The 24,860-nt window shown below is 68.8% G+C and carries 17 protein-coding genes, 5 tRNA genes and 2 pseudogenes; 15 read left to right on the forward strand and 9 right to left on the reverse strand.

From position 1 onward, the window contains the following. From ACWD5Q_RS12530 to ACWD5Q_RS12540, 3 genes are all read right to left on the reverse strand, one after another. The gene (locus ACWD5Q_RS12530) at positions 1–1,329 is read right to left on the reverse strand and encodes a restriction endonuclease subunit S (protein WP_451426971.1); all 1,329 of its coding nucleotides are present in this window, start codon (positions 1,327–1,329) and stop codon (positions 1–3) included. Then, on the reverse strand, positions 1,326–3,335 hold the full coding sequence (locus ACWD5Q_RS12535; RefSeq protein ID WP_451426972.1) for a type I restriction-modification system subunit M: 2,010 nt from the start codon (positions 3,333–3,335) through the stop codon (positions 1,326–1,328). The genes ACWD5Q_RS12530 and ACWD5Q_RS12535 overlap by 4 nt, the downstream gene beginning before the upstream one ends. Before the next feature lie 90 nt (positions 3,336–3,425). Continuing rightward, positions 3,426–5,579 (reverse strand): N-6 DNA methylase, encoded by a 2,154-nt coding sequence (locus ACWD5Q_RS12540; RefSeq protein ID WP_451426973.1) that lies wholly within the window; start codon positions 5,577–5,579, stop codon positions 3,426–3,428. A gap of 207 nt (positions 5,580–5,786) precedes the next feature. Here ACWD5Q_RS12540 and ACWD5Q_RS12545 point away from each other — a divergent pair, with 207 nt between their 5' ends. The 4 genes from ACWD5Q_RS12545 (at position 5,787) to ACWD5Q_RS12560 (ending at position 8,921) form a co-directional block, all read left to right on the forward strand. Next, positions 5,787–6,116 carry a hypothetical protein gene (locus ACWD5Q_RS12545; protein WP_451426974.1) on the forward strand — a complete coding sequence of 110 codons (330 nt, stop codon included), beginning with the start codon at positions 5,787–5,789 and terminating at the stop codon, positions 6,114–6,116. An 88-nt stretch (positions 6,117–6,204) separates the two neighbouring features. Beyond that, on the forward strand, positions 6,205–7,488 hold the full coding sequence (locus ACWD5Q_RS12550; protein WP_451426975.1) for a DNA sulfur modification protein DndB: 1,284 nt from the start codon (positions 6,205–6,207) through the stop codon (positions 7,486–7,488). Positions 7,489–7,648: 160 nt separating this feature from the next. Next, complete coding sequence (locus ACWD5Q_RS12555) at positions 7,649–8,284, forward strand: hypothetical protein (RefSeq protein WP_451426976.1); 636 nt, start codon at positions 7,649–7,651, stop codon at positions 8,282–8,284. A gap of 64 nt (positions 8,285–8,348) precedes the next feature. Continuing rightward, positions 8,349–8,921, forward strand: coding sequence for a hypothetical protein (locus ACWD5Q_RS12560; RefSeq protein ID WP_451426977.1), 573 nt, complete (start codon positions 8,349–8,351; stop codon positions 8,919–8,921). A 39-nt stretch (positions 8,922–8,960) separates the two neighbouring features. Here the strand turns inward: ACWD5Q_RS12560 and ACWD5Q_RS12565 are convergent, their stop codons facing one another. After that, the gene (locus ACWD5Q_RS12565) at positions 8,961–9,104 is read right to left on the reverse strand and encodes a hypothetical protein (protein WP_451426978.1); all 144 of its coding nucleotides are present in this window, start codon (positions 9,102–9,104) and stop codon (positions 8,961–8,963) included. Between the two features lie 28 nt (positions 9,105–9,132). On the opposite strand from ACWD5Q_RS12565, the gene ACWD5Q_RS12570 reads away from it, so the two are divergent. From ACWD5Q_RS12570 to ACWD5Q_RS12585, 4 genes and pseudogenes are all read left to right on the forward strand, one after another. Continuing rightward, positions 9,133–9,567, forward strand: a complete 435-nt coding sequence (locus ACWD5Q_RS12570; protein ID WP_451426979.1) for a hypothetical protein — start codon at positions 9,133–9,135, stop codon at positions 9,565–9,567. Positions 9,568–9,905: 338 nt separating this feature from the next. Then, positions 9,906–10,370, forward strand: coding sequence for a hypothetical protein (locus ACWD5Q_RS12575; protein ID WP_451426980.1), 465 nt, complete (start codon positions 9,906–9,908; stop codon positions 10,368–10,370). A gap of 471 nt (positions 10,371–10,841) precedes the next feature. Further along, the gene (locus ACWD5Q_RS12580; protein WP_451426981.1) at positions 10,842–11,414 is read left to right on the forward strand and encodes a DUF4333 domain-containing protein; all 573 of its coding nucleotides are present in this window, start codon (positions 10,842–10,844) and stop codon (positions 11,412–11,414) included. A 311-nt stretch (positions 11,415–11,725) separates the two neighbouring features. Then, a pseudogene (locus ACWD5Q_RS12585) lies at positions 11,726–11,989 on the forward strand (NF041680 family putative transposase); the annotation flags it as partial. Positions 11,990–12,176: 187 nt separating this feature from the next. On the opposite strand, the gene ACWD5Q_RS12590 reads toward ACWD5Q_RS12585, so the two are convergent. From ACWD5Q_RS12590 to ACWD5Q_RS12610, 5 genes and pseudogenes are all read right to left on the reverse strand, one after another. Then, a tRNA-Lys gene (locus tag ACWD5Q_RS12590) sits at positions 12,177–12,249 on the reverse strand. Between the two features lie 99 nt (positions 12,250–12,348). Further along, positions 12,349–13,883, reverse strand: a pseudogene (locus ACWD5Q_RS12595) (amino acid permease). Between the two features lie 181 nt (positions 13,884–14,064). Next, positions 14,065–16,299: a DEAD/DEAH box helicase gene (locus tag ACWD5Q_RS12600; protein WP_451426982.1), complete on the reverse strand. Its 2,235-nt coding sequence runs from the start codon at positions 16,297–16,299 to the stop codon at positions 14,065–14,067. 317 nt (positions 16,300–16,616) lie between these two features. Continuing rightward, a complete protein-coding gene (locus tag ACWD5Q_RS12605) occupies positions 16,617–17,087 on the reverse strand; it encodes a hypothetical protein (RefSeq protein ID WP_451426983.1) in 471 nt (156 codons plus the stop codon). Between the two features lie 282 nt (positions 17,088–17,369). Next, positions 17,370–17,720, reverse strand: a complete 351-nt coding sequence (locus ACWD5Q_RS12610) for a metallopeptidase family protein (RefSeq protein ID WP_451426984.1) — start codon at positions 17,718–17,720, stop codon at positions 17,370–17,372. Between the two features lie 85 nt (positions 17,721–17,805). On the opposite strand from ACWD5Q_RS12610, the gene ACWD5Q_RS12615 reads away from it, so the two are divergent. The 7 genes from ACWD5Q_RS12615 (at position 17,806) to ACWD5Q_RS12645 (ending at position 24,790) form a co-directional block, all read left to right on the forward strand. Then, a complete protein-coding gene (locus tag ACWD5Q_RS12615) occupies positions 17,806–19,491 on the forward strand; it encodes a metallophosphoesterase family protein (RefSeq protein ID WP_451426985.1) in 1,686 nt (561 codons plus the stop codon). Positions 19,492–19,571: 80 nt separating this feature from the next. Beyond that, positions 19,572–19,644, forward strand: a tRNA-Glu gene (locus ACWD5Q_RS12620). A gap of 37 nt (positions 19,645–19,681) precedes the next feature. Further along, positions 19,682–19,756: transfer RNA gene (locus ACWD5Q_RS12625), tRNA-Asp, on the forward strand. 24 nt (positions 19,757–19,780) lie between these two features. Then, a tRNA-Phe gene (locus ACWD5Q_RS12630) sits at positions 19,781–19,857 on the forward strand. 169 nt (positions 19,858–20,026) lie between these two features. Continuing rightward, positions 20,027–20,401, forward strand: a complete 375-nt coding sequence (locus ACWD5Q_RS12635; RefSeq protein WP_451426986.1) for a hypothetical protein — start codon at positions 20,027–20,029, stop codon at positions 20,399–20,401. A gap of 168 nt (positions 20,402–20,569) precedes the next feature. Then, entirely contained in the window at positions 20,570–24,598 is a 4,029-nt protein-coding gene (hrpA, locus tag ACWD5Q_RS12640) for an ATP-dependent RNA helicase HrpA (protein ID WP_451426987.1), read from the forward strand. Between the two features lie 117 nt (positions 24,599–24,715). Then, positions 24,716–24,790: transfer RNA gene (locus ACWD5Q_RS12645), tRNA-Asp, on the forward strand. The last annotated feature ends 70 nt before the right edge of the window (positions 24,791–24,860 follow it).

Below are 24,860 nucleotides of genomic sequence, written 5' to 3' on the forward strand. Positions count from 1 at the left end.
CTACGCGGTGACTCCGTCCGTTACGTTGCGCCCGCTGGCGGTGGATACGTCGAACTGACCGGTTACGGCGGCGGTGATGAGGGCTTGGCGACGTTCACTCGCCAACTGGCGAGCCTTCTCCACCTTTGACACCAGTGACGAGTTCACCTCGGAAAGGTGTTCAACTGATTCGGAAATATTTCGTTGAATTTCGGTGGGCGGGATAGGTACCGGCGTATTGGCTAGCAGTGGCACGCTAATGTTCTTCTGTGCGCTACCCCAGCTAACGGTGTCAAAATACTGTCGGCACAGTCGGGAGTTGAGAAATTGACAGAAGTACTCTGCGGAATTCCCGTCCCTGAGTGTCGTAATGAGCTGAGTGAACGTTTGCGATCGGTTGAGATCCTGGGGGATCACTGCGCTGACTCCAGCGTTTCCGGTACGCACAGTGAGGATGTCTCCAGCGAAGACGTACTTCGACCGGTTACGCTCCGCGAACCATGGAGCGATGTAGAGCATATCGCGGGTTTCTAGAAGATTCGCCCTGATGTTCGTGGAGCGAATCAATGGGACCCCATCACTGACGTATGCATGTGTCGCTGCTTCAGCAATCCCCACATCCACGCGGGAGGCCACATGCTTGAGGCGGCCAATCGGAAACCTCGATGGGAATGGTGCCGAGCCGGGGTGGCCAGCCTTCGACGGTTGGACATGGCCGTGGAGCAGCAACGATTCGATGGCCGCAGAGGCTTTTTCCTGGAGGACCGAGATTAGTCGCTCATGCAAGTTCACGTAAGAGTCGATCCTGGCGGTCTCGGCGTCGAGGAAGTCGGCGATGCGGCGCTGCTCCTCCAGCGGGGGCAGGGGCACTGGCGCGTCGCCAAGCCGGTCCCGGTTGAGTTCGATCTGATTCGTTGCCCCGACCACGAGGGCCGCGTACACGTACTCCTGGAAGGGCTGTGAACTGAGCCAGTAATAGGAGAATCGGGCATCCAACTCGTCAGGCTTAGCGCGCGCGATCGTGACATGGCTGTCCGCCATGCACGGGAGGCTATCCGGCGGGTTGGAGAAGTATCCGACGCGTCCTAGGGTGCCTGTGCCAGTGGAGTTGATGAGCACATCGTTCGGGTGCAGGTAGCCCTTGAGGTTCTTCGGGTTTCCGCTGAAGTCATGGAAGCGAGTGCGCGACCAGTCTAGACCGCTGACTTGGTTCGAGGCCTGACTGATGGCTCGTACGGGTCCGACATCCACGTAGTCCGGAGCAGACCCACGATTCAACATTGCTGTCACGTGCTTCAGCGGAGCAGCGGACCAGGAGGTCGGGAGGGTAACGCCCAACACCGTGCTCATTCCGTCACCTCACCCAACAGCGCCTGAATCTCCGCCTCCAGCGACTTCAACTCCGCGTCGATTTCCGCGAGCGGCCTCGGGGGCTTGTATACGTAGAAGTGCCGGGTAAACGGGATCTCGTAGCCGATCTTCGTCTTCGTGTGGTCGATCCACGCGTCCGGGACGTGCGGCAGCACCTCGCGCTTGAGGTACTCCTCGACATCCTCGCCGAGCGGAACGTTCTCGTAGTCCCGCAGGTCAGCGTCCGCCTCCGGCGCCCCCTTGACCTTTTGGACCTCGCCTTCGGGGTCACGGACCCCGACCGCCTCCCGTACCGCCTTCGCGAACGGCGCTCCCGACGGCCAGGTCAGCCCGGCCGCGACCACCGCGTCCTTGAGCGCGACGAAGGCGTCGGACTTCGTCGTCCAGGACGAGCCGAGCAGCGTACGCATCGCCGCCACGAACTCCTCGCTCCGCTCCAGCTTCGCCACCGGCTTGGCCTCCGCCAGGGCGGCCAACGCCTCCTCCGTGACCTCGAAATGGAGCTTCAACGGCCGCTCCACGGTGATGCGCTGGTAGCCGAAGTCCTCGTTGGCGAAGACCTTGACCTTGCCGTGCAGCGGGTGCTCGGGGTCCTTGGCGACCTGGAGGGCCTCCGCGTACAGGCGGGTGATGTCGCCGATGTGGTCGGGGCGGCCGTTCGTGCCGTCGCCGAGTTCCTTGCGCTTGTCGCCGAGCGACTTGCGCATCTTCACCCACTGGTCGCGCGCGTCGAGCAGGACGACCTTGCCCTTGTGGTCGGCGTCCTTACGGTTGGTGAGGATCCAGAAGTACGTGGAGATGCCCGTGTTGTAGAAGAGCTGGTCCGGGAGGGCAACGATGGCCTCCAGCCAGTCGTTCTCCAGGATCCAGCGGCGGATGTTGGACTCGCCGGACTCAGCCGCGCCCGTGAACAGCGGGGAGCCGTTGAAGACGATGGCGATGCGGGAGCCGCCCCCGCCGTTCACGTCCACCGGCTTCATCTTCGAGATCATGTGCTGGAGGAAGAGCAGCGAGCCGTCGTTGATGCGCGGCAAGCCCGCGCCGAAGCGGCCGGCGTCGCCGAGCGACTTGTGCTCGTACTCGACCTCCTCCCTGACCTTCTTCCACTCCACGCCGAACGGCGGGTTGGCGAGGATGTAGTCGAACTTGCGGCGGGCGTGGCCGTCGTCGGAGAAGGAGTTGCCGAAGCGGATGTTCTCCGGCTCCTGGCCTTTGATCATGAGGTCGGACCGGCAGATCGCCCAGGACTCGGGGTTGAGCTCCTGCCCGTACACCTCGACCGTCGCGTCCGGGTTAAGGGCCTTGATGCGGTCGTCGGCGGCGCTGAGCATGCCGCCCGTGCCGCAGGCCGGGTCCATGACCGTGCGGACGACGCCCGGCAGGCTGAGGGCGTCCGCGTCGGGTGCCACCAGCAGGTTGACCATCAGCTTGATGACCTCGCGCGGTGTGAAGTGCTCACCCGCGGTCTCGTTCGACTGCTCGGCGAAGCGGCGGATCAACTCCTCGAAGATGTAGCCCATGTTGTGGTTGGGCACGACATCGGGGTGCAGGTCGAGGTCGGTGAACTTGCCGATGACCTGGTAGAGCAGGTTCGCGCTGTCGAGCTTTCTGACCTGCTGGTTGAACTCGTATTTGTCGAGGACCTCGCGGGCGTTGTCGGAGAAGGCGCCGACGTAGATCTGCAGGTTCTTCGACGCGTTCTGCGGGTCGGCCGCGATCTTCCGCAGCGTGAGCTCGCTCTTGTTGTAGAAGGAGTGGCCCGAGGCCTTCCGCAGGAAGCGGTCGGTGTCGATGTCCTGGCCCGCGAACCTGGCGACGGTCTCGACGACCTTGTCCCGTGTGGGCTCCAGGACGCATTCCAGGCGCCGCAGCACAGTGAACGGCAGGATCACCTTGCCGTAGTCGGACTGCTTGTAGTCGCCGCGCAGGAGGTCGGCGACGGACCAGGCGTGGTTCGCCAACTCCGTGTGCTTGCTGCTGTTCAAGGTTCCCCAGGTTCCTTCCGAGCCGTTCCGCCGGGCGAGGGGGCGGGTACGGCCGAGTGTGATGGATGAGTGAAGAAGTGCGCCAGTGCGTCAGGGCGATGCAGTCTCGGGCGGGAGCAGCGCCCCCGCCGTCAGGCCGGTAGTCAGGAGGTCCGCATATTCGCGGGCGAGGTCGGTGGCCTGGCGGGCGGCGGTGTGCAGTTCGTGGACGCGGCGGAAGGCCTCGCCATAGCGGCGCTGCTCCTGCAGTGGCAGCAGCGGTACGCGCAGTCGGCCGGGCTGGAGGTGGACGGTGGTGCTGCCGGTGGATGCCCCGGTGATGTTGTCGTGCGCGCCAACGAAGCCCGCGAGGAACCAGGGGTCCAATCGTGTCGGGTCGGGACGCAGAAGGTAGAGGTCATGGCCCAGTAGGACGCCGATGTCCTGTTCGTCGGCCAGTCGGGCCATGCTCCCGCCTTCCCCTGTGAACACGCGTACCAGAATGTCCCCTTCGGTGATGACCGGTGACGACCTCAAGGGCATGCTGTCGAGGAACGTGCCGGAGGCGGGTACGCCGTCCGCGACGTCGGTGCCGTAGAGGACCAACCGTCCGGCGTTCTCGGCTCTCCATTGCGCGCCTTCGGTCTTCTCCCGGGTGTCGGTCGCTGCCCGCAGGATCTCCAGGGCGCCGCCGCGGGCGAGGTCGGAGAGTGTGGCCGTGCGCCACTGCCGTGGAGAGTCGCCGGTGGGCTGCCACGTGCCCTGAGCGGCGTCGGCGAGGAGGCCGGCGTGCTCGGTCAGTTGCTTGCGGTGGTCGTCGGCTTGCCGTGCCACCTGGGCTGGGTCGATGTCGGCGGGCAGGGCGCGGACCTGGCGGGCCGGGGTGAGGTCGACGACCTCGTCGAGGAGGTCCAGTACGGGGACAGCGCGGGCGATGCCGGGCTCGTCGGAGAAGGACTCTGGGCTGGCGCGGAAGGCCGTCCAGTGGTCCAGCACGGTGTCGGTCAACTCGTCCCAGTCGAGGGCGTCGCGGCGTCGGCGTGTTCCCGGCGAGCCGAGCGTGCTGTCGGACCGGTTACGTGGCCTGTCCTGTTGCCGCTCGCCGCCGGCGTCCACGAACAGCACCGAGGCGCGGTCCAGGCCGTCCGGCTCAGAGGTCTGGAGGATCCACAGCTGAAGGCCGATGTGCAGGGGCGCGGCCGCGCCGGGCGGCAGGGCTACTACGGCGCGCAGGGCGCCACCGCGTACCAGTTCGGCGCGCACGCGGCGGCCCGAGGCGCGGGCGGCGGTGGCGGGGGGCAGCAGCAGCACCGCGTACCCGCCCGGGCGCAGGTGGGCCAGGGCGTGCTGGATCCAGGCGAGTTCGGATTCCATGCGCGGCGGGACGCCGTAAGCCCAGCGGGGGTCGTAGGCCAGCTCGTCGTGGCCCCAGTCGCGGTCGCCGTAGGGCGGGTTGCACAGCACCGCATCCATTGGAGGCTGGGGGAAGGCGTCGTGGCGCAGGCTGTCGCCGGCTTGTACGGCCACCGTCGCGTCGGGTGTGGCGAGCAGCAGGCGTACTGCGCTGCGTTGGGCCTGGACCGGCAGGGCGTCTTGGCCGTACAGCTCGCGGGTGCCGTGGCACGCGGCGGCGGCCAGGAGGGTGCCGCTGCCGCACGCCGGGTCCAGGACGCGGGTCGTATCGGCAGGCAGCAGGCGTGCCATGAGGTCGGCCAGACGGTTGGGGGTTTGGTAGGTGCCGGTGGAGGCGCTGTCTTCCAGTTCCCGCTCGGCGAGTACGTCGAGGGCGGCCTGGGCGCCTTCCTCCCGTACGCAGTGGATCAGTGCCCGCACGGTACCTGCGTCGTCTGCCGTGAAGGGGGCGGCCTCGGTCTGCGGGACCGTGTCGGCGAGCTCGGCGACGGCGGCGTCCGCGCGTGCGGCGAGGTCTGCGTCCGGCAGGTCGGCGAGCGCGGTGAGCTCTTCCGGGGAGCGGCGGGAGGTGGCGAGGACCAGGGGGAGCAGCGGTACGGCTGAGTCAGCGACCGCAGGGCGCAGTCGCAACAGGGTGCGGAGCTCCTCGGCGGGGGCGGCGGCGAAGGTCTGGCCGCGGGAGCGCAGCCAGGCGCGCACGGTTTCCAGGTCGTAGAGCGGGCTGGTCTCGGTACCGCCGACTGGTGCTGGGAAGTCGTCGTGCCGGCGGCGCCAGTTGCTGACGGTGGCGCGCGTGACGCCCGCGATGCGGGAGATCTCCGCGGCTGTCACCTGGGCTGACGGCTGGGCCATGACGTGTTCTCACCTCTCGTCGGGGACAGCAACCACCTTACACCGCTGGCTAAGTTCGTGAACAGGTTTGACAGTGCTTTCACCGTGATGCTTATCTGTAGACGCTTCCGGCTGGCAGTGGTCGCCGGAAGCGCCCCGGGGCCGCTTTTCGGCCACTTCGGCCTGCCCCGGGACCGCAGACGAAGCCTCACGAGTGGAGAAACCTGCTTGACCGAGACGGGCGAGCCCGAACTGACCGTGTACCGCCGCCACCTGGCGCAGTTGCTGAAGCGCGACGCCGGGGAGAACTTCCGGGCCCTGCTGGTCCAGGCCCGCCACATCACCGGCACGTCCTACGAGACCACCCTCTACGACCACCAGCAGGCATTCCGCCTCCTATGGCGCCACCTGGAGCGCAGCGGCTACCTGCGCCGCGCCCGCCGCGACGCCCAAGCCCGCCTCGCCTCCGGTCACGCCGCGCCCGACGAACGCGCCGACCTGGAGCTGTTCCTCACCGTCTACGGCCAGGTCCACCTGCCGAACGGCGCCGGCGCCTGATCTGCATGCCCACCCGGTGGGCGTCACGCGCTGCCCGCCCACTCTCCCGCTGCCCCCGAGGGCTACCTGCTCGGAAAGGAAGTCATCCATGACCATCACTGTCGACTCGTCGCGCCTGTCCCTGGTGCGTGAGGAGTCCACTTACCTGGCGATCTGCACCAGCCAGGGCGGCCGGACCGTCTACACGACGCGCATCCCGCTCTCCGACCTCTCGGTCATCCTCACCATCCCGGACCCGGCCAAGCCGGACCCGGACAACCGAAAGGTGGACATCACCCACGCCAAGGGCTTCGGCCAGTACCTCGCCGACAACCCCGGCTGGGTGGCCCCGGCCCTCCTCATCCGCGACACCGGCGGCTGCCGCTTCGAGCCGATCAGCGAAGACGGCTCGGTCGGCTACCTCACCGTTCCGTGGTCCATCGGCGGCATCGGACGCCTGATCACGATCGACGGCCAGCATCGCATCCTCGGCGTCCACCTGGAGAAGAAGCGCATCACGGACGAGGTCTCCCGCATCGACCGGGAGATCCACCGCGCCAACGAGGCCAAAAAGGCGAAGCTGGAGCAGGACCGTGAGGTTCTGATCGGCCGAATGCAGCGGCTCAAGGACGAGTTCGTCGGCATCGACATCTACGTGGAGCCCGACGGCGTCAAGGGCCAGCAGATGTTCGTCGACGTCGCGGACAACGCCAAGGGCATCTCCGGTGCCGTCCGGGCCCGCTTCGACACCTCGCGCATCGCCAACCGCACGCTCAGCGACATCGTCACCCACCCCCTCTTCCTGGGCAAGATCGACATCGAGCGGGACCGGATGACCCTGACCAACCGCAACCTGATGGGTGCCAAGCACGTCGCCGACATCACGCGGGCTGTCATCGCCGGCCCCGGTGGCCGCGTCAGCAAGAAGGTCGAGTCGCTGACCGACAACGAGGTCATCGAGAGTGTTCGCGGTTTCCTGGACGTCATCTCCATCGCTTTCACCGCGCTCGCGGAGATCACCGAGGAGGACGTGGACAACTACGACCCCGCGCTCTCCGACAAGAAGAAGAACGAGCCGCCGGCGCCCCCCACCAAGGCCATGAGGCTGCGCGAGTCCTCGCTCCTGGGCTCGGTGGGCATGCTCCGCGTCCTGGGCGGCGTCTACCGCAACCTGCGGGAGGCCGGAGCCGAGGACGGCGACATCCAGGAGTTCTTCAAGCGGCTCGACCGGCACATGACTGCCCCGGTCGCCGAGGACAGCATCTGGCGCACCACGGACGCGAACGAGGACTTCGAGCCGAACGCCTCCGCCCCGATCATGCGGCAGCAGAACGTCGTGCACCTGACCAAGGTGATCACGGACTGGTACAGGAAGGCCCCGGCCGCCATCTGACCCACCAGCAACTTCGGTGCCCCTCCACATCTGGCGGATTCCAGGGGTCATTGCAACACAGTGATGGCGCCTGACCCGCACGACCAAGTTCGGCGGGCGTCACGCGCGCCCGCCCTCTCTCCCGCTGCTCCGTTGCGAAGACAAGGAGGCAACAACTGTCATGGGTCATCGTTCTCCCCTCGCCCACGCACCCCGCCCCACCACCTCCACTTGTCGCCAGGTGTACGTGAACGACAAGGTCAAGGCCGTCGCCGGGCCGATCGTGCTGGCCACGGACGCCTCCGTCGGCCCGGACCGGGTGGCCTCCGGCTACCTCGCCACCACCGGCCACACCGGTCTGCGCGCCCACCTCTACCCGAAGCACCTCGTACGCCCCCACTCCCGCGTCGTCGTCACCGAACTCCGCGCCGTGTACTGGGGCCTCAAGGCGGTCCTCCACACGCACCCCGGCCAGCCCATCGAGGTCCGCGTGGACAACCTGCAGGCGCTGCGGCACCTGCACAGCTGGCAGCAGGGCGGCACGGACATACCCGAGGGCTACGACACCCACCTGCGCTCCCAGGGCCGCCAGCCCACCCTGGTCAAGCTGCAGCTGCTCGCCGAGTACACCCCGCACCTGACCTTCGTCCACGAGAAGGCCCACGCCGGTCACCCCCTCAACGAGGCCGCCGACTCCCTCGCCAAGCTCGGCCTGCGATGCGTGCGCGGCGCCGTCCCGCGCACCGAACTCCCGCGCCTGGTCCCGTTGTGGGCCTCCGGCGCCCTCGCCGACTACCGGCGCTCCCGGGCCGCCTGACGCACATTCCAGCTTCACAAGTCACATGCACCCGCAAGGTGCATCTACACCCCCTGGAGGGACCATGAGCCAGCAGCAGTACCCGCAGCAGCCCCAGCCCGGTTGGGGCGGCCCGCAGCAGCAGGGCTACGGCACTCCGCCGTTCCAGCCGCAGCCGCCGAAGAAGTCGAAGGCAGGGAAGATCATCGGCTTCGGCTGCCTCGGCGTCGTCGCCCTCTTCGTTCTGATCGGCATCGGAGCCGCGGCCAGTGGCGGAAACGGCGACTCCACCGACACCAGCGCCAAGGACAAGCCCGTCGCCGCCAGCCGCACGCCGAAGTCCGACAAGGCCGAGGCGACGCCCGCGCAGAAGACGAAGACGCAGGCGGAGCAGTTCAAGGCCTGCGTCGCCAAGTCCGGTACGGCAACGGAGAAGAAGGCCGTCCAGCACGTGACGAAGGTGACCGGCGCGGACAAGCGGAACGACATCCTGGACTCGGCTGAGGTCTACACCGACTTCACTGGCGGGTTTATGAGCGACAACCAGGGTGACGCGAAGCTCATCGCCTCTGCGTTCACGTCCTGCTACGAGTCCAAGAACGGGCTCGTCACTGTGTATGGCAAGGACGGCGACATGATCGCGAACGCCAACTACTGATCTCTTCGACCAAGGCCGCGAGGGTGGCGCGGCGGCAGCTCATTCTTCAGCGGCAAGTGGACCGACACCAACGCCGGCTGACTGGCTGCCCGATCGGGTCAGTGCGCCTTCGAGTGCGGCGGCGAGGCGATGATCCGCCGCCTCCGCGCCGCCCCCGACCACGACCTGCTGCGTGGTTTTCACCCTCCCATTCCTTACCTGAAGGACAACCGTGAACCGAGCCAACGCCATTGCCATTGCCGCCTGCGGGTTGACAGCTCTGTCCGTCACTGCGGCCACGGTGGACCACGTCAGTACCCACTCTGCGCTCGCCACCGCCCGCCGCCAGGCGGCTGCTGCCGACCACCGCGCCCATCAGGCCGAGTCTCGCCCGCCCAAGGTCGTCACCCATACGGTCACCAAGACTGTGGACAAGCCTGTCTTTGGCCGCTCAACGCTTCTCGGCGCCTACGCGTCCGGCGTGATATCGGGGGGCGTGTACGTCGACGACGGCAGCATGACCTACACCGCGAGCGACAGCACCTGCTCGCGGGAGTACGCCCAGATCTCCCAGGAGTCCAACGGCGGTACCGTCGACCGCGACGACTTCATGAAGGCCTGCTTGACCAACGTCAACGACACCGCCAAGACCGACCCCGCGCCCTGACCGGCGGCGCTCTGCGCCGATCTGCAGGTCACCAACGTGGGCGCGTTGGGCGCCGTTCCTGTCTACGAGGCCGCCGACTCCCTCGCCAGGCTCAGTCTGCGCTGAGTGCGCGGCACCCGAAGTACCGGCACCTTTGCGTAACTTGCCCGGCAGTGGCGAGTCAGTGTCCTGCACGGTCTGGTTCCCTTCGTCGGATTCGCCACCGTCGCGGCCCCACGGCGCTGGCGCGCTTTCGCCTACGCGGGGGTGATGCGCGGCTGGGATCACAGCCACATCGGAAACCTCTGCCACCGAAACGAATACGTCCGGCATACGCCACACACCTGGAGAGGATCGACGTGACCACTCGTAAGCTGCTCGCCGCCATAGCCCTGGCCGCCCTCCCCCTTGGTACCGCCTGTACCGCCGCCCCGCATGCCGCTGCCCCGTCCCCGTCCGCCTCGGCGCCAAGCATCTCTCCGGAGCCGGTGTCGGACCCGACCACGGAGAGCCCGGCGTACGCCGACCCGAGACCCTCCGACTTCACGATGAAACTCAAGATCAAGCGGAAGCACTGCTTCGGCTCGGCCGGGTGCAACGTGGACGTGGAGCCGGATCTGTCTTACGGGGGCATCTTGCCCATCGACCCGGACAAGACGTACGAGATCACGTACCAGATCAACGGTGACGAGAGCGGACCGGTCATCGAGACGATCAGCCTGACCAACGGAACGTCGATGGAGTACTACCCCTCATCCTTGTCCACCGCGAGTTCCCGCACCAAGATCACCGGCAAGGTCACAGACGTAGCAGAGACGAACTGACGCCCCCGCTCCCCGCCGGCACGGGGGGTGACCTTCACTTGGACACGCGGTGAGACGCGCCATGACTGGCGGCGCTTGGTGCCGGTCTGCGGGTCAAGCGCCGTGGTCGCGCATCGCTGCCTGCGCCGTGGTGCCGCGTGCAGCCGGCCCAGCTCCGTTGTGTAACTGCCCTTGGTCATGACGAGTCGGGGGGCTCCGGTAACCGTCCGACCGGTCGAGCTGCACCAACGTCACCGCGTCGGCGGCCAAGCCTCCACAGTCATGAGCCAATCCATGGTTCGGGTTGTCGTCCCGGTTACTACACCCACCGCTCGGGATCTTCACAAGGTCCCGCACTTTTTCCAGGGAGAGAAAGTGACCCACCAGGTCAGCAGCCCGTCTGAGGGCTCCGAAGAAGCCGCATCGCACGGCCCCACTGCAGGGCAGGCAGGACCTCAGTACCCTCCTCCTCCGCCGTACGCCCCGCACGTCATGGGCCAGCCGCCCCAGTCTGTGTCCGTAGACAACTCCTTCGCGTGGACCTTGGCCTTCGCGCCACTGCTTCTGGTTCTGATTGACGGCCTCTTGGCGGCGACGGGAGCTGGGTTCTCGGCTGTACCAGCCTTCCTCGCTGCCATTGGTCTCAACGTCGGGCTCTCACTTGCCGATCACCGTCGTGTACGCGCGGCCGGGCAGGAGCTGCCCGCCGCACTGGCCGCCCTGCTTGTTCCCGTGTATCTGTTCCTCCGGCAGGCTCGGCTCCGCCAGAACTATGCGATCCCGATCGTGTGGTGCGTGACGTTCCTGGCATCCCTCGGCGGCTCAGGGATCATTGAGAACACCATCGGGGTCGCCATCGATACTGGCGTCGTCGAGAGACAGATCGAGCAGGGCGTACAGAACCAGCTGGGAACCGCGGTCACAGTCCAGTGCCCGTCGTCCGTGACCGTCCGGACCGGCGAGAGCTTCCAGTGCGTGGTCCAGGCCCCAGACGGCAGTTCCGCCATCGCGAAGGTCACCATCCAGAACGGCCAGGGTGCCTTCGTCTGGCAGCTCGGGCAGTAAGTAGAGTTCGCAAAGTCCGTCCTGGAGCACCCGGACGCCACACAGCTCCGGGACCGGGATACCGGTGACTGTGCTGCTCCCTTCCACCGGGAACGTCTCGTCGAACCAGTCCTTGTCGGCGACATACGCGGTCGGCGCCCAGCGTGACCCTCTGCGCGACTTGCCGTGACGCCACCGCAAGGTGATCACGGCGCGGCCCTCGGCCATGTCGATCAACGCCTGGTCAATCAGGTGTAGGTGCCGGGCCTGCATTCCGCGGCGTTCGGTGAGCACTGCGGCGAGCCCGCCGGGCGAGGCCGTCCATGGCGATGCCAACGATCCGCACTCTCCAGGCCGCGGAACGGTGGACCTGGCTCGTCATTGCCTGTCACACCCAGCTCCGACTTGCCCCCACCCTGGCAGAGGACCTGCGCCGCCCCTGGGAGAAGCCTGCACTCCCGGGCCAGCTCACCCCCGCCCGCGTCCGCCGAGTTCAGGAACATCCGGCGGACGATCACTCTCCCGCCGACGCACCCAGACCCGGCCAGCCCGGCCCCGGCCGACCACCCGGCGCCAAGAACTGCAACCCGCACCCCGCCACGACCGTAAAAAATCGGTCAAACGAGACCTGACCATGACCGCAAGACGAGACCAGACAGGTCGAAGATCAAGCTGACGACTTGTCAGCTCTTCGTTCCCAGAGCGTTCCCAAAAGGCCACAAAAAGGGCCTCCTCTCGATTGCGAGGAGGCCCTTCGCCTGCAAAGATGCAGGTCAGAGGCGGTAGGCCCTGTGGGACTCGAACCCACAACCAATGGATTAAAAGTCCACTGCTCTGCCAATTGAGCTAAGGGCCCAGGCGGTGTCGCCTCCCCGAGCATAGCCGGACCACGCCGTCTCGTAGATCGGGTATCGGGGAGCCGGGCCGGAAGTGGGCCGTGCGGGTGCCCGAAGGGCTACGGATCGACCGGTTCGGGGGAGCCGGCACGGGCGGCCTCGCGGGCGAGAGTGCGTGCGTGCCGGGGGTTGAGGAACCAGTGCCGGGCCGAGGCCAGCCACCAGGTCGCGGCGAAGCCGAGGACGACGAGGACGGCGACCGGAGCGTAGTTGAAGGATTCCCAGGTGACCGGGGAGACCTGCGGCAGCATGAAGAGGACCGTGATGATCCCGACCCACCCCACGGACACCACCCCGATCGCCCGCGACCAGCGGCCCAGGTGCCAGGGCCCGCGCTCGAAGGAGTCGCCCCTGCGCACCCGCAGCAGAGTCGGGATGACGTAGGCGATGTAGAGGCCGATCACCGCGATCGAGGTGACCGCCGCGTACGCCGTGACATTGATCAGGTACGGCAGCCCCAGGAGCAGCGCGCCGAGCGCCGCCAGCCACACCGCCGCCACCGGGGTGCGGGTGCGCGGGCTGACCGTGTGCCACACCTGCGAGAAGGGCAGCGCGCCGTCGCGTGAAAAGGCGTAGATCATGCGGCTGTTGGCTGTCACCGACGCCATCCCGCAGAACAGTTGCGCGCCGATCACCACGAGCAGCAGCAGCTTGCCGGTGGTCGCGCCGAGGGCGTCCAGCAGGATCTGGGCGGGCGGCGCGCCGGTCGGGGACGTCCGCTCCTTGTCGTAGGACTGGATGGCGAAGGTGAAGCCCAGGAGCAGGACGAAGCCCGCCACCCAGGATGTCCAGATGGAGCGGACGATGCCCTTCGGGCCGGCCGTGGACGCGTTGTGCGTCTCCTCCGTCATATGGGCGGAGGCGTCGTAGCCGGTGAAGGTGTACTGGGCCATCAGCAGACCCAGCAGGACCACATAGACGCCGCTGCTCCAGCCCGTGTTGTTCACGAACCGTGTGAACACGAAGGACGCCGACTGGTGGTGGTCCGGTACGAACGCCAGTGCGCCGACGATCAGCGCGACCCCCAGCACGTGCCACCACACGCTGACGCTGTTGAGCAGGGCGACGATGCGGACGCCGAAGGTGTTGAGCAGGCCGTGCAGAATCAGGATCGCCGCGAAGAGCAGGACCGTGCGGCCGGGTGTGACCGCGAAGCCGAACTGGAGATCGAGATAGGCGCCCAGGAAGGACGCGGCACCGAAGTCGATGCCCGCCGTCACCGCCACCTGGCCCAGTACGTTGAACCAGCCCGTGAACCAGGCCCAGGCGGGGGCCGAGCGGTGCGGCGCCAGCCGGTGGGCCCAGAAGTACAGGCCCGCGGAGGTCGGGTACGCCGAGCAGATCTCGGCCATCGACAACCCGACGAACAGGGTCATCAGTCCCACGCCCACCCATCCCCAGGTGATCACGGCGGGTCCGCCGGTGTTCATCCCGAAGAGGTAGAGCGTCAGACAGCCGGAGAGGACGGAGATGATCGTGAAGGAGACCGCGTAGTTGGAGAAGCGGACATCCGGCGGGCGAGCACCTGGGGGTAACCGAGCTGGGCCAGCCGCTCTTCGTCGGACGGCCCGGCCGGTCGTACGTCGTTTGTCATGCACCCAGCGTTTCCCCGGTCGAGGGCGTGACATGCGTCACAGGATCGATGCTGTGGTCAAGAATCGCCATACGGACGTCCGGGAACGGTTCGGGGACCCCCGTGGATGCGGAACGCGGAAAGCGCCGCGCCCCCGCCCGGATCGGGGCGGGGGCGCGGCGCTCAGGTGCCGATGCCGGCGTCAGCCGTTGCGCTTCCAGCGCGGCTTGTCCTCACGACGGCCGCCGAAGCCGCCCGTGCCGCGGTGGTCGTCGCGACGGCCGAACGGGCGGTCGTGCCCGCCGCCGGCACGGAAGCCGGGGCGGTCGCCCTGGCGGTCCCGGTTGAACGGGCGGTCGCTGCCCCGGTGTCCGCCGCGGTCGTCACGCCGGTCGAACGAACGGCGCTCGCCGTCCTGGCGGAAGCCGCCGCGGTCGTCACGGCGCTCGAACGAACGGCCGCCCCGGTCGTCCCGGCGGTCACGGTCGAAGGGGCGACGGTCACGGTCGCCGTCCCGGCGGAAGCCGCCACGGTCGTCACGGCGCTCGAACGAACGGCCGCCCCGGTCGTCCCGACGGTCACCGTCCCGACGGTCGAAACCACGGTCACGGTCCCGGTCGCGGTTGAAGCCGCCCCGGTCGTCCCGGCGGTCACGGTCGAAGGGGCGACGGTCACGGTCGCCGTCCCGGCGGAAGCCGCCGCGGTCGTCACGGCGCTCGAACGAACGGCCGCCCCGGTCGTCCCGACGGTCACCGTCCCGACGGTCGAAACCACGGTCACGGTCCCGGTCGAAGCCACGCTCACGGTCGCGGTCACGGTTGAAGCCGCCCCGGTCGTCACGACGGTCACGGCGCTCGTACGACGACGAGCCCGCCGGACGCTCCGCACGCTCGCCCTGCCGGACCCGCTCGGCGTCCTGGGCGGTCGGCTGCTCCGGCACGGAGACCCCGGAGGCCTGCGCCTCGTCGGCCTCGGTGCCCGAGGGCACGGCGGAGACGATGTCCTGCCCGTTGGCCGCCGCGGCTTCCGCCACCGCCGCCTCCGGGTCCTCGCCCCGCTCCCGGGCGGCGCGTGCGACCAGCCGGTCGGCCTCCTCGCGCAGCTCGGTCGCGCGCCGCGTGGCGCGCTCCAACTGCTTGGTGAGGTGCGTGACTTCGCGCTCGGCCTGCTGCGCGGCGTTCCCGGCCGACTCGGCCTGGACCTCGGTCATGGAGCGGGCGCCGGTGATCTCGGCGACCTCGGGGTCGAACGCGGCCCCGCCCTGGATGATGTGGCGCGAGGCGTCGACGCCCGCGTCCTCCATCAGCCGGAAGATCTGGCGCCGCTGGTGCGGCAGGGAGAGGGAGACCACCGTGCCCGTGCGTCCCGCACGCGCCGTACGCCCGGCGCGGTGCAGGTAGTCCTTGTGGTCCCCGGCCGGGTCCACGTTGAGCACGAGGTCGATGCCGTCGACGTGAATGCCGCGGGCCGCGACGTCCGTCGCGACGAGCACGTTGACGTACCCGTCCTTGAAGTCGGCCAGCGTCCGGGTGCGCGCGCCCTGGGTCATGCCGCCGTGCAGCGCGTCGGCCTTCGCCCCGGCGTCGCGCAGCTGCTCGGCCACGCGGTCGGCGCCGAGCTGGGTGCGCACGAAGATGATGGTCCGGCCCTTGCGGGAGGCGATGGCGGCGGTGACCGGGGCCTTGTCCTTGGGCTTCACGATCAGGATGTGGTGCGACATGGTCGTCACGGCACCCTGGGCGGCGTCGACCTCGTGGCTGACCGGGTCGGTGAGGTACCGGTCGACGAGCGTCTGGATCTCGTTCTCCATGGTCGCGGAGAAGAGCATGCGCTGGCCGCCGGCCGGAACCTGGTCGAGCAGCTCGGTGACCTCGGGCAGGAAGCCCAGGTCGGACATCTGGTCGGCCTCGTCGAGCACCGCGATCTGCACGTTCTCCAGGGAGCAGGCACCGCGGTTGATGATGTCGCGCAGGCGGCCCGGGGTGGCGACCAGGATGTCCACGCCGCGCTCCAGGGCGTAGATCTGGTTGCCCATGGAGGTGCCGCCGCAGACGACCTTCATCTTCAGGCCGACGACGTCGCCGTAGGGCTGCAGCGCGTCGGCCACCTGCATGGCCAGCTCACGCGTCGGGGTGAGGATGACCGCCCGCGGCTTCTTCTTCTCGGTGTGCCCGCCGGCCAGGGTGGCGAGGGTCGGCAGACCGAAGGACAGCGTCTTGCCGGAACCCGTACGGCCACGGCCGAGGATGTCCTTGCCCGCCAGGGCGTCCGGGATGGTCGCGGCCTGGATCGGGAAGGGGACGGTGACGCCGTTCTGCGCGAGCTTGCGGACGACGCCCTCGGGCAGACCGAGATCCGCGAAGCTGGCCTCGGGAGCGGTGTCCTGGTCCTCGGTCTCCTCGGACAGGACGACGTGATCAGTACTGACAATGGACATGCGAAATGCGAACCTTCCGGAGTTCACGGCACGCGCCCAAACATCCGTGAAGTCGCATTCGACCGCCTCAATGCGGTCCGGCCACGGCAAGGGAGAGTACGCGCCACACGCGGCGCGTCTTTGAGGCGCCGGGCAAATGGGATCAAACGATCTACCACCATACGCACCCGCCCCCATCAAGCGCAAACCGATTCCCTCGCGCCCCGGGTGACCCTCACCACACGCGCCGTCCGGGCGGGCGCGAGCCCCTGCCGGACCACCGCCGCCCCGACCGCGCCGGCCTCGGGAGCCGATTCCCGCACCACCAGCCGTACGGACTACTGCGCCGAGGAGGAGGGCTCCGCGGTCGACGGAGTCGGCGACGGCGGAGCGGGCTCGCCGGTCGGCGACGGCTCCTCGGTGACGGTGGGGGTGGGGTCTCCCTTGGTCGGGCCGGGCGGTACGGGGCCGCCGCCCCCGTGGTCGCCGCCCGCCGACTGTCCGCCGCTCGGTTTGGGGTTCTCGGCGCCGGCACCGTGCCCCGACGCCGAGGCGGAGGGCGAGCCGGAGGCGTCCTTGCCGGACTTCCCCGACGTCGACGAGCCCTCCTTGGCCGCCGCGCCGCCCCGGTCCACGCCGCGGTCCACGCCCCGCCCCGATCCCCCGTCCTGGGCGGCCGCGCCGTGGCGCCCCGCCGAGTGCGACGGCGAAGGGCTGCCCGTGTCGTCGCCCACACTCATACAGCCGGCGGCGGCCGCCACGGCGATCGCCGTGGCGGCCAGACGGACGGATACGTAACAGGCACGCACGGGCAGCCACCTCCGGGGCGGTGAGAAACGTCCCCCTGCCCAACTCCCGTCACCCGCAAGAGGACACGCGCCTCGCACGGAGAACGTCACACGTCACGGCGACGCGCGTACGAAACGGGGCCGCACACCGGCCGCATCCGGGCATGCGGCCGCCACCCGCACATCGAACACACCCGGCATCCCACGGCCACCCGCACGCCGACCACACCCCAGGCACTCCACGGGCACTCAACATCCGCACGCACCCCGCCGTCACCCGCACCCCCGGCGCACGCACCCTCCTCAGCCGTACCCCAGGGCGTGCAACCGCGCGTCATCGATCCCGAAGTGGTGCGCGATCTCATGCACCACCGTCACCTCGGTTTCCGCGACCACGTCCTCTCGCGTCTCGCAGATCCGCAGGGTCGGCCCGCGGTAGATCGTGATCCGGTCCGGCAGCACGCCCGCGTACCACTCCCCGCGGTCGGTCAGCGGCGTGCCCTCGTACAGCCCGAGCAGCTCGGGATCGCCGGCCGGCGGCTCGTCCTCGACGAACACCGCCACGTTGTCCATCAGCCGCGTCAGCTCGGGCGGGATCCGGTCGAGCGCCTCGGCGACCAGTTCCTCGAACTCCTCGCGCGTCATCTCCAGCACAGGGCCATTGTCCGGTACCGCCCCCTCGGAGGTGAGGCGTGGAAGGCTCCGCATATCGGCCCGGCGATCTGGGCATACGGCACCAATGGTCCGCGTTCCCCTCGTTTCCCGCGTCCCCGTCACCGTCTGGAACCGCGCACGAAGGACACCCGGCACCGTCGCCCGCCACTACCGCTCGCTCCGCCCCCACCCCGCCGCCGCACTCGTCCCTCAGCCGCACCCCTGGCTCCGGGCGCTCGGCATGGCCGCCGTCGTCCTCCTCGGCACCTGGCTCGGCCTGCTGGTGGTGGGCGACGTACGCGTACCGGTCGGGCCCGTGGACACCACCATGACCCTGCGCCCCTCGCTGGCCGGCGGCACGAAGATCAATATCTCCCCGCTCGGCGCCCTGCGGCTGGACAGTCACGACGCCCCCGTCCGCCTCGACGTCAACGTCGACCAGCTCGACCCGGTCCGCGCCCAGGCGCTCGTCGACCACCCGGAACGGATCTCCGGGCTCCAGCAGGAGATCACCCGCGACGTCGAACACGGAACGCTCGACCTGGCCGTCCGCTCCTGTGGGGCGGTGGTCGTCGGCGCCACCGCGCTCGGCCTGGCCGTCTACCGGCGCCCTCGCCGGGCCCTGGCGGCCGGCGGACTGGCGCTGGCGCTGCTGGGCGCCTCGGGCGCGACGGCGTACGCCACCTGGAACCCCCAGTCGCTCCTCGAGCCGAAGTTCTCCGGCCTGCTCTCCTCGGCCCCCTCCCTGGTCGGCAACGCGCGCAGCATCGTCACCGAATTCGACGTCTACCAGAGGGAGTTGGCCCGCCTGGTGACGAACGTGGCCAAGCTGTACGACGTCACCTCGACCCTCCCGGCCTACGAACCCGACCCGACCACGATCCGGGTCCTGCACGTCTCCGACATCCACCTCAACCCGGCGAGCTGGAAGATCATCGCGTCTCTGGTACGGCAGTACGACGTCAACGTGATCGTCGACTCGGGCGACACCATGGACCACGGCTCGGCGGCGGAGAACGGCTTCCTGGACCCGATCGCGGATCTGGGCGCCCCGTACATCTGGGTCCGGGGCAACCACGACTCGGGCACCACTCAGCGCTACCTGGAGCACCTGAAGAACGTGCACGTCCTGGACGACGGCAGGGCGATCACGGTGGCGGGCCTGCGCTTCGCGGGGATCGGCGACCCGCAGTTCACCCCCGACCGGTCCGTGGCACCCGGCGGTGACCGCGCCGAGGAGCTGGCGGGCGCGCGCCTGGCCTCCGCCCTGCGCGACCAGAAGGCCGCCGGGACGCCCGTCGACGTCGCGATCGCCCATGAGCCGACGGCCGCCCGCCAGACGGACGGCGAGGTGCCTCTGGCCCTGGCCGGGCATCTGCACCACGAGGGGACCGAGATCATGCCGTACGGCACCCGGCTGCGTATCGAGGGCTCCACCGGCGGCAGCGGGCTGCGCGCGGTCGAGCACCAGTACCCGGCACCCGTCGAGGCCTCGATCCTCTATCTGGACCGGGATACCCGCCGCCTCCAGGCGTGGGACGAGATCAGGCTCGGCGGCCTGGGGCAGACCACGGCGGAGGTGAGCCGCCACCTGGCCAAGGAGAACCAGCCGGGCGCGACCCCGTCCCCGAGCGCGGCACCCTCGGACCGCTCCGGGACCGCGCCCTCGGACCGTTCCGGGACCGCTCCAAGCCGCTCCGGGACCGGCCCGCGCCGCTCCTCCGCAGGCTCGAACCACTCCGGCGCGCCCCTCACGCCGAGCACCCCGTAAACCGTTTTGGCGAACCCTCGCCTGATCCCATATGCTTCTCACGTCCCCGACGCGCTGAGAAGCGCCCAGGCGGGCCGATAGCCCTCATCGTCTAGCGGCCTAGGACGCCGCCCTTTCAAGGCGGTAGCACGGGTTCGAATCCCGTTGGGGGCACGCAACACCATGTGCGACACTGTCGTACGCGATGCTTGGTCCTGTGGAGCAGTTTGGAGTGCTCGCCACCCTGTCAAGGTGGAGGCCGCGGGTTCAAATCCCGTCAGGACCGCTGAGGTTTCACGTGAAACCTCGTGGCTGGGTAGCTCAGTTGGTACGAGCGTCCGCCTGAAAAGCGGAAGGTCGCCGGTTCGACCCCGGCCCCAGCCACCACCGCCCTGACCAGGGCATACAGCCCCGCCGAAGATCTTCGGCGGGGCTGTTTTCATATCGGCTACGCCACCCGGTACGCCGACGGCCCCCGGGAGAGGGTGCCCCTCCGGGCGCCCCCAGCCCAAGGGCGGCGAAAAGCGGCCAGAGAGTGCCCGAATCGGCGCTTGGCATGCCCCCGCACAGGCACTACCTTCTGGCGGTCGACGCAGCCGTGCGGGTGGGGGAGATCATGGGCGGGAGCCGGACGAAGGCCATGGGGGACGTCGAGCTGGAGAAGGAGCGGGCTCGCTACGGTCTGCTCGCGGTGATCATCAGCACCCTCGCGATCGCCGGAGTGGCGATCTTCGGAGTATGGCGCCTGAGCGGCGACAAGTCCGTGATCGTCGGCGTCCTCACCGCCGCCTTCACCGCCGTCAGCAGCATGACCACGGCGTACCTGGGCATCAAGGCCGTCTCCAACACGGCCAAGTCGATGGTCCAGGAGAGAACGGCCCGCACCCCGGACGCCCCTGCCGTCCCCGCACCGGCCGCCCCGACCGACTGACCGGGCCCGAGTCCCGCGGCCACCGGCCGGAGGGGCGATCAGGCGCGGGCGACACGCCTCCCGCCCCTGATCGCCGGCCGTGCCCACCACCACTGCTCGCCGCCCGGCGAATCGCCGGAAGCAAATCGTTAGCCATGAATTTCACCAAGGTGAGATCCTGGACCGCGTATGTCTACGCATCCCGCCCCCGCCCTCGGCGCCCTCGCCCCCCGCCTGGCCCAGCTGTCCCTGCGCGACGCGCACCGTCTCGGGCGCAGGCTCGAAGGTGCGCGCAAGATCCGCAAGCCGGAGGCCCGGGCCGCCGTGCTCACCGAGATCGAGGCGGAGGTCGCCCAGGCCGAGGACCGGATGGCCGGGCGCGCCGCCCGTGTCCCCGCCGTCACCTACCCCGAACAACTGCCGGTCAGCCAGAAGAAGGACGAGATCGCCGCCGCCATCCGCGACCACCAGGTCGTGATCGTGGCCGGTGAGACCGGCTCCGGCAAGACCACCCAGATCCCCAAGATCTGTCTCGAACTCGGCCGTGGCGTCCGCGGCATGATCGGCCACACCCAGCCCCGCCGGCTCGCCGCCCGGACGGTCGCCGAGCGGGTGGCCGAGGAGCTGGACACGCCCCTCGGCGAGGCGGTCGGCTGGAAGGTCCGCTTCACCGACCAGGTGAACCCGGACGCCACCTTCGTCAAGCTCATGACGGACGGCATCCTGCTCGCCGAGGTCCAGACGGACCGCGAGCTGCGCGCCTACGACACCATCATCATCGACGAGGCCCACGAGCGGTCTCTCAACATCGACTTCCTGCTCGGCTATCTCGCCCAGCTCCTCCCCCGGCGCCCGGACCTCAAGGTCGTCATCACCTCGGCCACGATCGACCCCGAGCGTTTCTCCCGGCACTTCGGCGACGCGCCGATCGTCGAGGTCAGCGGCCGTACGTATCCCGTGGAGGTGCGCTACCGCCCCCTCCTCGAAGAGGACTCCGAGGACGCCGACCGCGACCAGATCACCGCCATCACGGACGCCGTCGAGGAGCTGATGGCCGAAGGGCAGGGCGACGTCCTGGTCTTCCTCTCCGGAGAGCGCGAGATCCGCGACACCGCGGACGCCCTGACCAGGAAGCAGTACCCCCGTGCCGGAGGCGCCGGCTGGCAGAGCACCGAGATCCTGCCCCTGTACGCCCGGCTCTCCCACGCGGAGCAGCACCGCGTCTTCCAGCCGCACCAGGGCCGCAGGATCGTTCTGGCCACGAACGTCGCCGAGACCTCCCTCACCGTCCCGGGCATCAAGTACGTCATCGACCCCGGCTTCGCCCGCATCTCGCGCTACAGCCACCGCACCAAGGTCCAGCGCCTGCCCATCGAACCGGTCTCCCAGGCCAGCGCCAACCAGCGCAAGGGCCGCTGCGGACGTACGTCGAACGGCATCTGCATCCGCCTGTACTCCGAGGAGGACTTCGACGCCCGGCCCGAGTTCACGGACGCCGAGATCCTCCGTACGAACCTGGCCTCCGTCATCCTGCAGATGACCGCGGCCGGTCTCGGCGACATCGAGAAGTTCCCCTTCATCGACCCGCCGGACCACCGCAACATCCGCGACGGCGTCCAGCTCCTCCAGGAACTGGGCGCGCTGGACCCGGCCCAGAAGGACCCGCGCAAGCGCCTCACCGACACCGGCCGCAGACTCGCCCAGCTACCGGTCGACCCGCGCCTCGCGCGCATGGTCCTGGAGGCGGACAAGAACGGCTGTGTCCGCGAGGTCATGGTCATCGCCGCGGCGCTGTCCATCCAGGACCCTCGCGAGCGCCCCGCCGACAAGCAGGCCCAGGCCGACCAGCAGCACGCCCGCTTCAAGGACGAGACGAGCGACTTCCTCGCCTATCTCAACCTCTGGCACTACATCCGCGAGCAGCAGAAGGAGCGCGGCTCGTCGTCGTTCCGCCGGATGTGCAAGCAGGAGTACCTGAACTTCCTGCGCATCCGCGAATGGCAGGACATCTACACCCAGTTGCGCACGGTCGCCAAGCAGATGGGCATCCACCTCAACGAGCAGGACGCCCCGGCCGACCGTGTCCACGTCTCGCTGCTGGCCGGTCTGCTCTCGCACATCGGGATGAAGGACGTGAAGGAGTCCAAGGACTCCGGCCCCGGCACGCGCAGGGACGGCGGACGAGGCGAGTACATCGGCGCCCGCAACGCCAAGTTCGCCATCTTCCCCGGCTCCTCCCTGTTCAAGAAGCCGCCGCGCTTCGTGATGTCCGCCGAACTCGTCGAGACCTCCCGTCTGTGGGCCCGGGTCAACGCGAAGATCGAACCGGAGTGGGTCGAGCCGCTCGCCGGCCATCTGCTCAAGCGGACGTACAGCGAACCGCACTGGGAGAAGGACCAGGCGGCCGTGATGGCGTACGAGAAGGTGACGCTGTACGGCGTCCCGATCATCGCCCAGCGGAAGGTGAACTACGGGCGCATCGACGCGGAGGCCAGCCGCGAGCTGTTCATCCGCAACGCCCTCGTCGAGGGCGACTGGCGCACGCACCACAAGTTCTTCGCCGACAACCGCAGGCTCCTGACCGAGGTCGAGGAGCTGGAGCACCGCGCCCGGCGCCGGGGCATCCTGGTCGACGACGAGACGCTGTTCGACTTCTACGACCAGCGGGTGCCGGAACACGTGGTGTCCGGCGCCCACTTCGACTCCTGGTGGAAGCACAAGCGGCAGGAGCAGCCCGACTTCCTCGACTTCGAGCGCGAGATGCTCATCACCGAGAAGGCGGGCGCGGTCACCAAGGACGACTACCCCGACTCCTGGCGCCAGGGCCGGCTGAAGTTCCGGGTGACGTACCAGTTCGAGCCGGGTGCGGACGCGGACGGGGTGACCGTCCACATTCCGCTTCAGGTCCTCAACCAGGTCACGGAGGAGGGCTTCGACTGGCAGATCCCGGGACTGCGGGAGGAACTGGTCACCGAGCTGATCCGCTCCCTGCCCAAGCCCATCCGGCGCAACTATGTCCCGGCGCCGAACTACGCCAAGGCGTTCCTGGAGAAGGCGTCGTCCCCGGACGGGGACGCTCCGGGGCAGTTGGCCCGGGAGCCGCTGACCACAGCGATGACGCGCGCGCTGAAGCGCATGGTCGGCGTGCCCTTCGAGGCCGACGACTTCGACTGGTCCAAGGTGCCCGACCACTTGAAGATCACCTTCCGGATCGTTGACGAGCGGCGCCGCAGGCTGGCCGAGGACAAGGATCTCCAGGCGCTGAAGCTCCGGCTGAAGCCGAAGGCGCGCCAGGCCCTCTCACAGGCCGCGGCGGCCACGGCCGAGCGGCAGGGCGGGGAGTCCCTGGAGCGCACGGGCCTTCAGGACTGGACGATCGGCTCCCTCACCCGCGTCTTCGAGACCCGGCGGGCCGGGCAGCCGGTGAAGGCGTACCCGGCGCTGGTCGACGACGGGGACACGGTCTCCGTACGGCTCTTCGACACCGAGGAGGAGCAGGCACAGGCGATGTGGAAGGGCACGCGCCGCCTGATCCTGCGCACCATCCCCGTCAGCCCGGCGAAGTTCGCCTCCGAGAAGCTGACGAACCAGCAGAAGCTCGGGCTGTCCGCGAACCCGCACGGCTCGATCCAGGCCCTGTTCGACGACTGCGCGACGGCCGCCGCGGACAAGCTCATCGGGGACTTCGGCGGACCCGCGTGGGACGAGGAGTCGTACCGCAAGCTGTACGACAAGGTGCGGGCGGAGATCGTCGACACGACGGTCCGTACGGTCGGACAGGTGCAGCAGGTGCTGGCCGCGTGGCAGGCCTGTGAGCGCCGTCTGAAGGCCGTACGGAGCCCGGCGCTGCTGCCGAACCTGGCGGACGTACGGGCCCAGCTGGACGCCCTCGTGAAGCCCGGCTTCGTCACGGAGACGGGCATCCGGCGGCTGCCCGACCTGATGCGCTATCTGGTCGCCGCGGACCGCCGGCTGCAGCAGATGCCGACGAACGTCCAGCGGGACACGACGCGCATGGCGAAGATCCACGAGATGCGTGACGAGTACGCGTGGCTGCTCGAACAGCTGCCGCAGGGCCGGCCGGTCCCGCAACAGGTCCTGGACATCCGCTGGATGATCGAGGAGCTGCGCGTCAGCTACTTCGCGCACGCGCTGGGCACGGCGTACCCGGTCTCGGACAAGCGCATCGTGAAGGCGATCGACGCGGCGGTACCGTAACGGATCGTTCACGGTGGGTGAGTTCGACCAGGGGCTCACCCTCCTGTACAGTCTCTTCTCGCAGCGCACCGCACGGAACACCGGGGATCCCCCCTTCGGGCGAGTGTCGCGACACCTGGTCCTGTGGAGCAGTTTGGAGTGCTCGCCACCCTGTCAAGGTGGAGGCCGCGGGTTCAAATCCCGTCAGGACCGCAGCAAAGCCCCGTATCCCTCCCGGATGCGGGGCTTCTTCGTGTGGTCGACGCGCCGGCCCCGCCGCCGA

It is taken from the genome of Streptomyces sp. NPDC002513, from assembly GCF_053595355.1.

Bases quoted from the DNA above. Each gene is read 5' to 3' on its own strand.
- hrpA (WP_451426987.1), top strand. From the start codon at position 20,570: ATGTCTACGCATCCCGCCCCCGCCCTCGGCGCCCTCGCCCCCCGCCTG.
- ACWD5Q_RS12635 (WP_451426986.1), top strand. From the start codon at position 20,027: ATGCCCCCGCACAGGCACTACCTTCTGGCGGTCGACGCAGCCGTGCGG.
- ACWD5Q_RS12530 (WP_451426971.1), bottom strand. From the start codon at position 1,329: ATGAGCACGGTGTTGGGCGTTACCCTCCCGACCTCCTGGTCCGCTGCT.
- ACWD5Q_RS12555 (WP_451426976.1), top strand. From the start codon at position 7,649: ATGGGTCATCGTTCTCCCCTCGCCCACGCACCCCGCCCCACCACCTCC.
- ACWD5Q_RS12560 (WP_451426977.1), top strand. From the start codon at position 8,349: ATGAGCCAGCAGCAGTACCCGCAGCAGCCCCAGCCCGGTTGGGGCGGC.
- ACWD5Q_RS12615 (WP_451426985.1), top strand. From the start codon at position 17,806: ATGGTCCGCGTTCCCCTCGTTTCCCGCGTCCCCGTCACCGTCTGGAAC.
- ACWD5Q_RS12580 (WP_451426981.1), top strand. From the start codon at position 10,842: ATGGGCCAGCCGCCCCAGTCTGTGTCCGTAGACAACTCCTTCGCGTGG.
- ACWD5Q_RS12600 (WP_451426982.1), bottom strand. From the start codon at position 16,299: ATGTCCATTGTCAGTACTGATCACGTCGTCCTGTCCGAGGAGACCGAG.
- ACWD5Q_RS12550 (WP_451426975.1), top strand. From the start codon at position 6,205: ATGACCATCACTGTCGACTCGTCGCGCCTGTCCCTGGTGCGTGAGGAG.
- ACWD5Q_RS12540 (WP_451426973.1), bottom strand. From the start codon at position 5,579: ATGGCCCAGCCGTCAGCCCAGGTGACAGCCGCGGAGATCTCCCGCATC.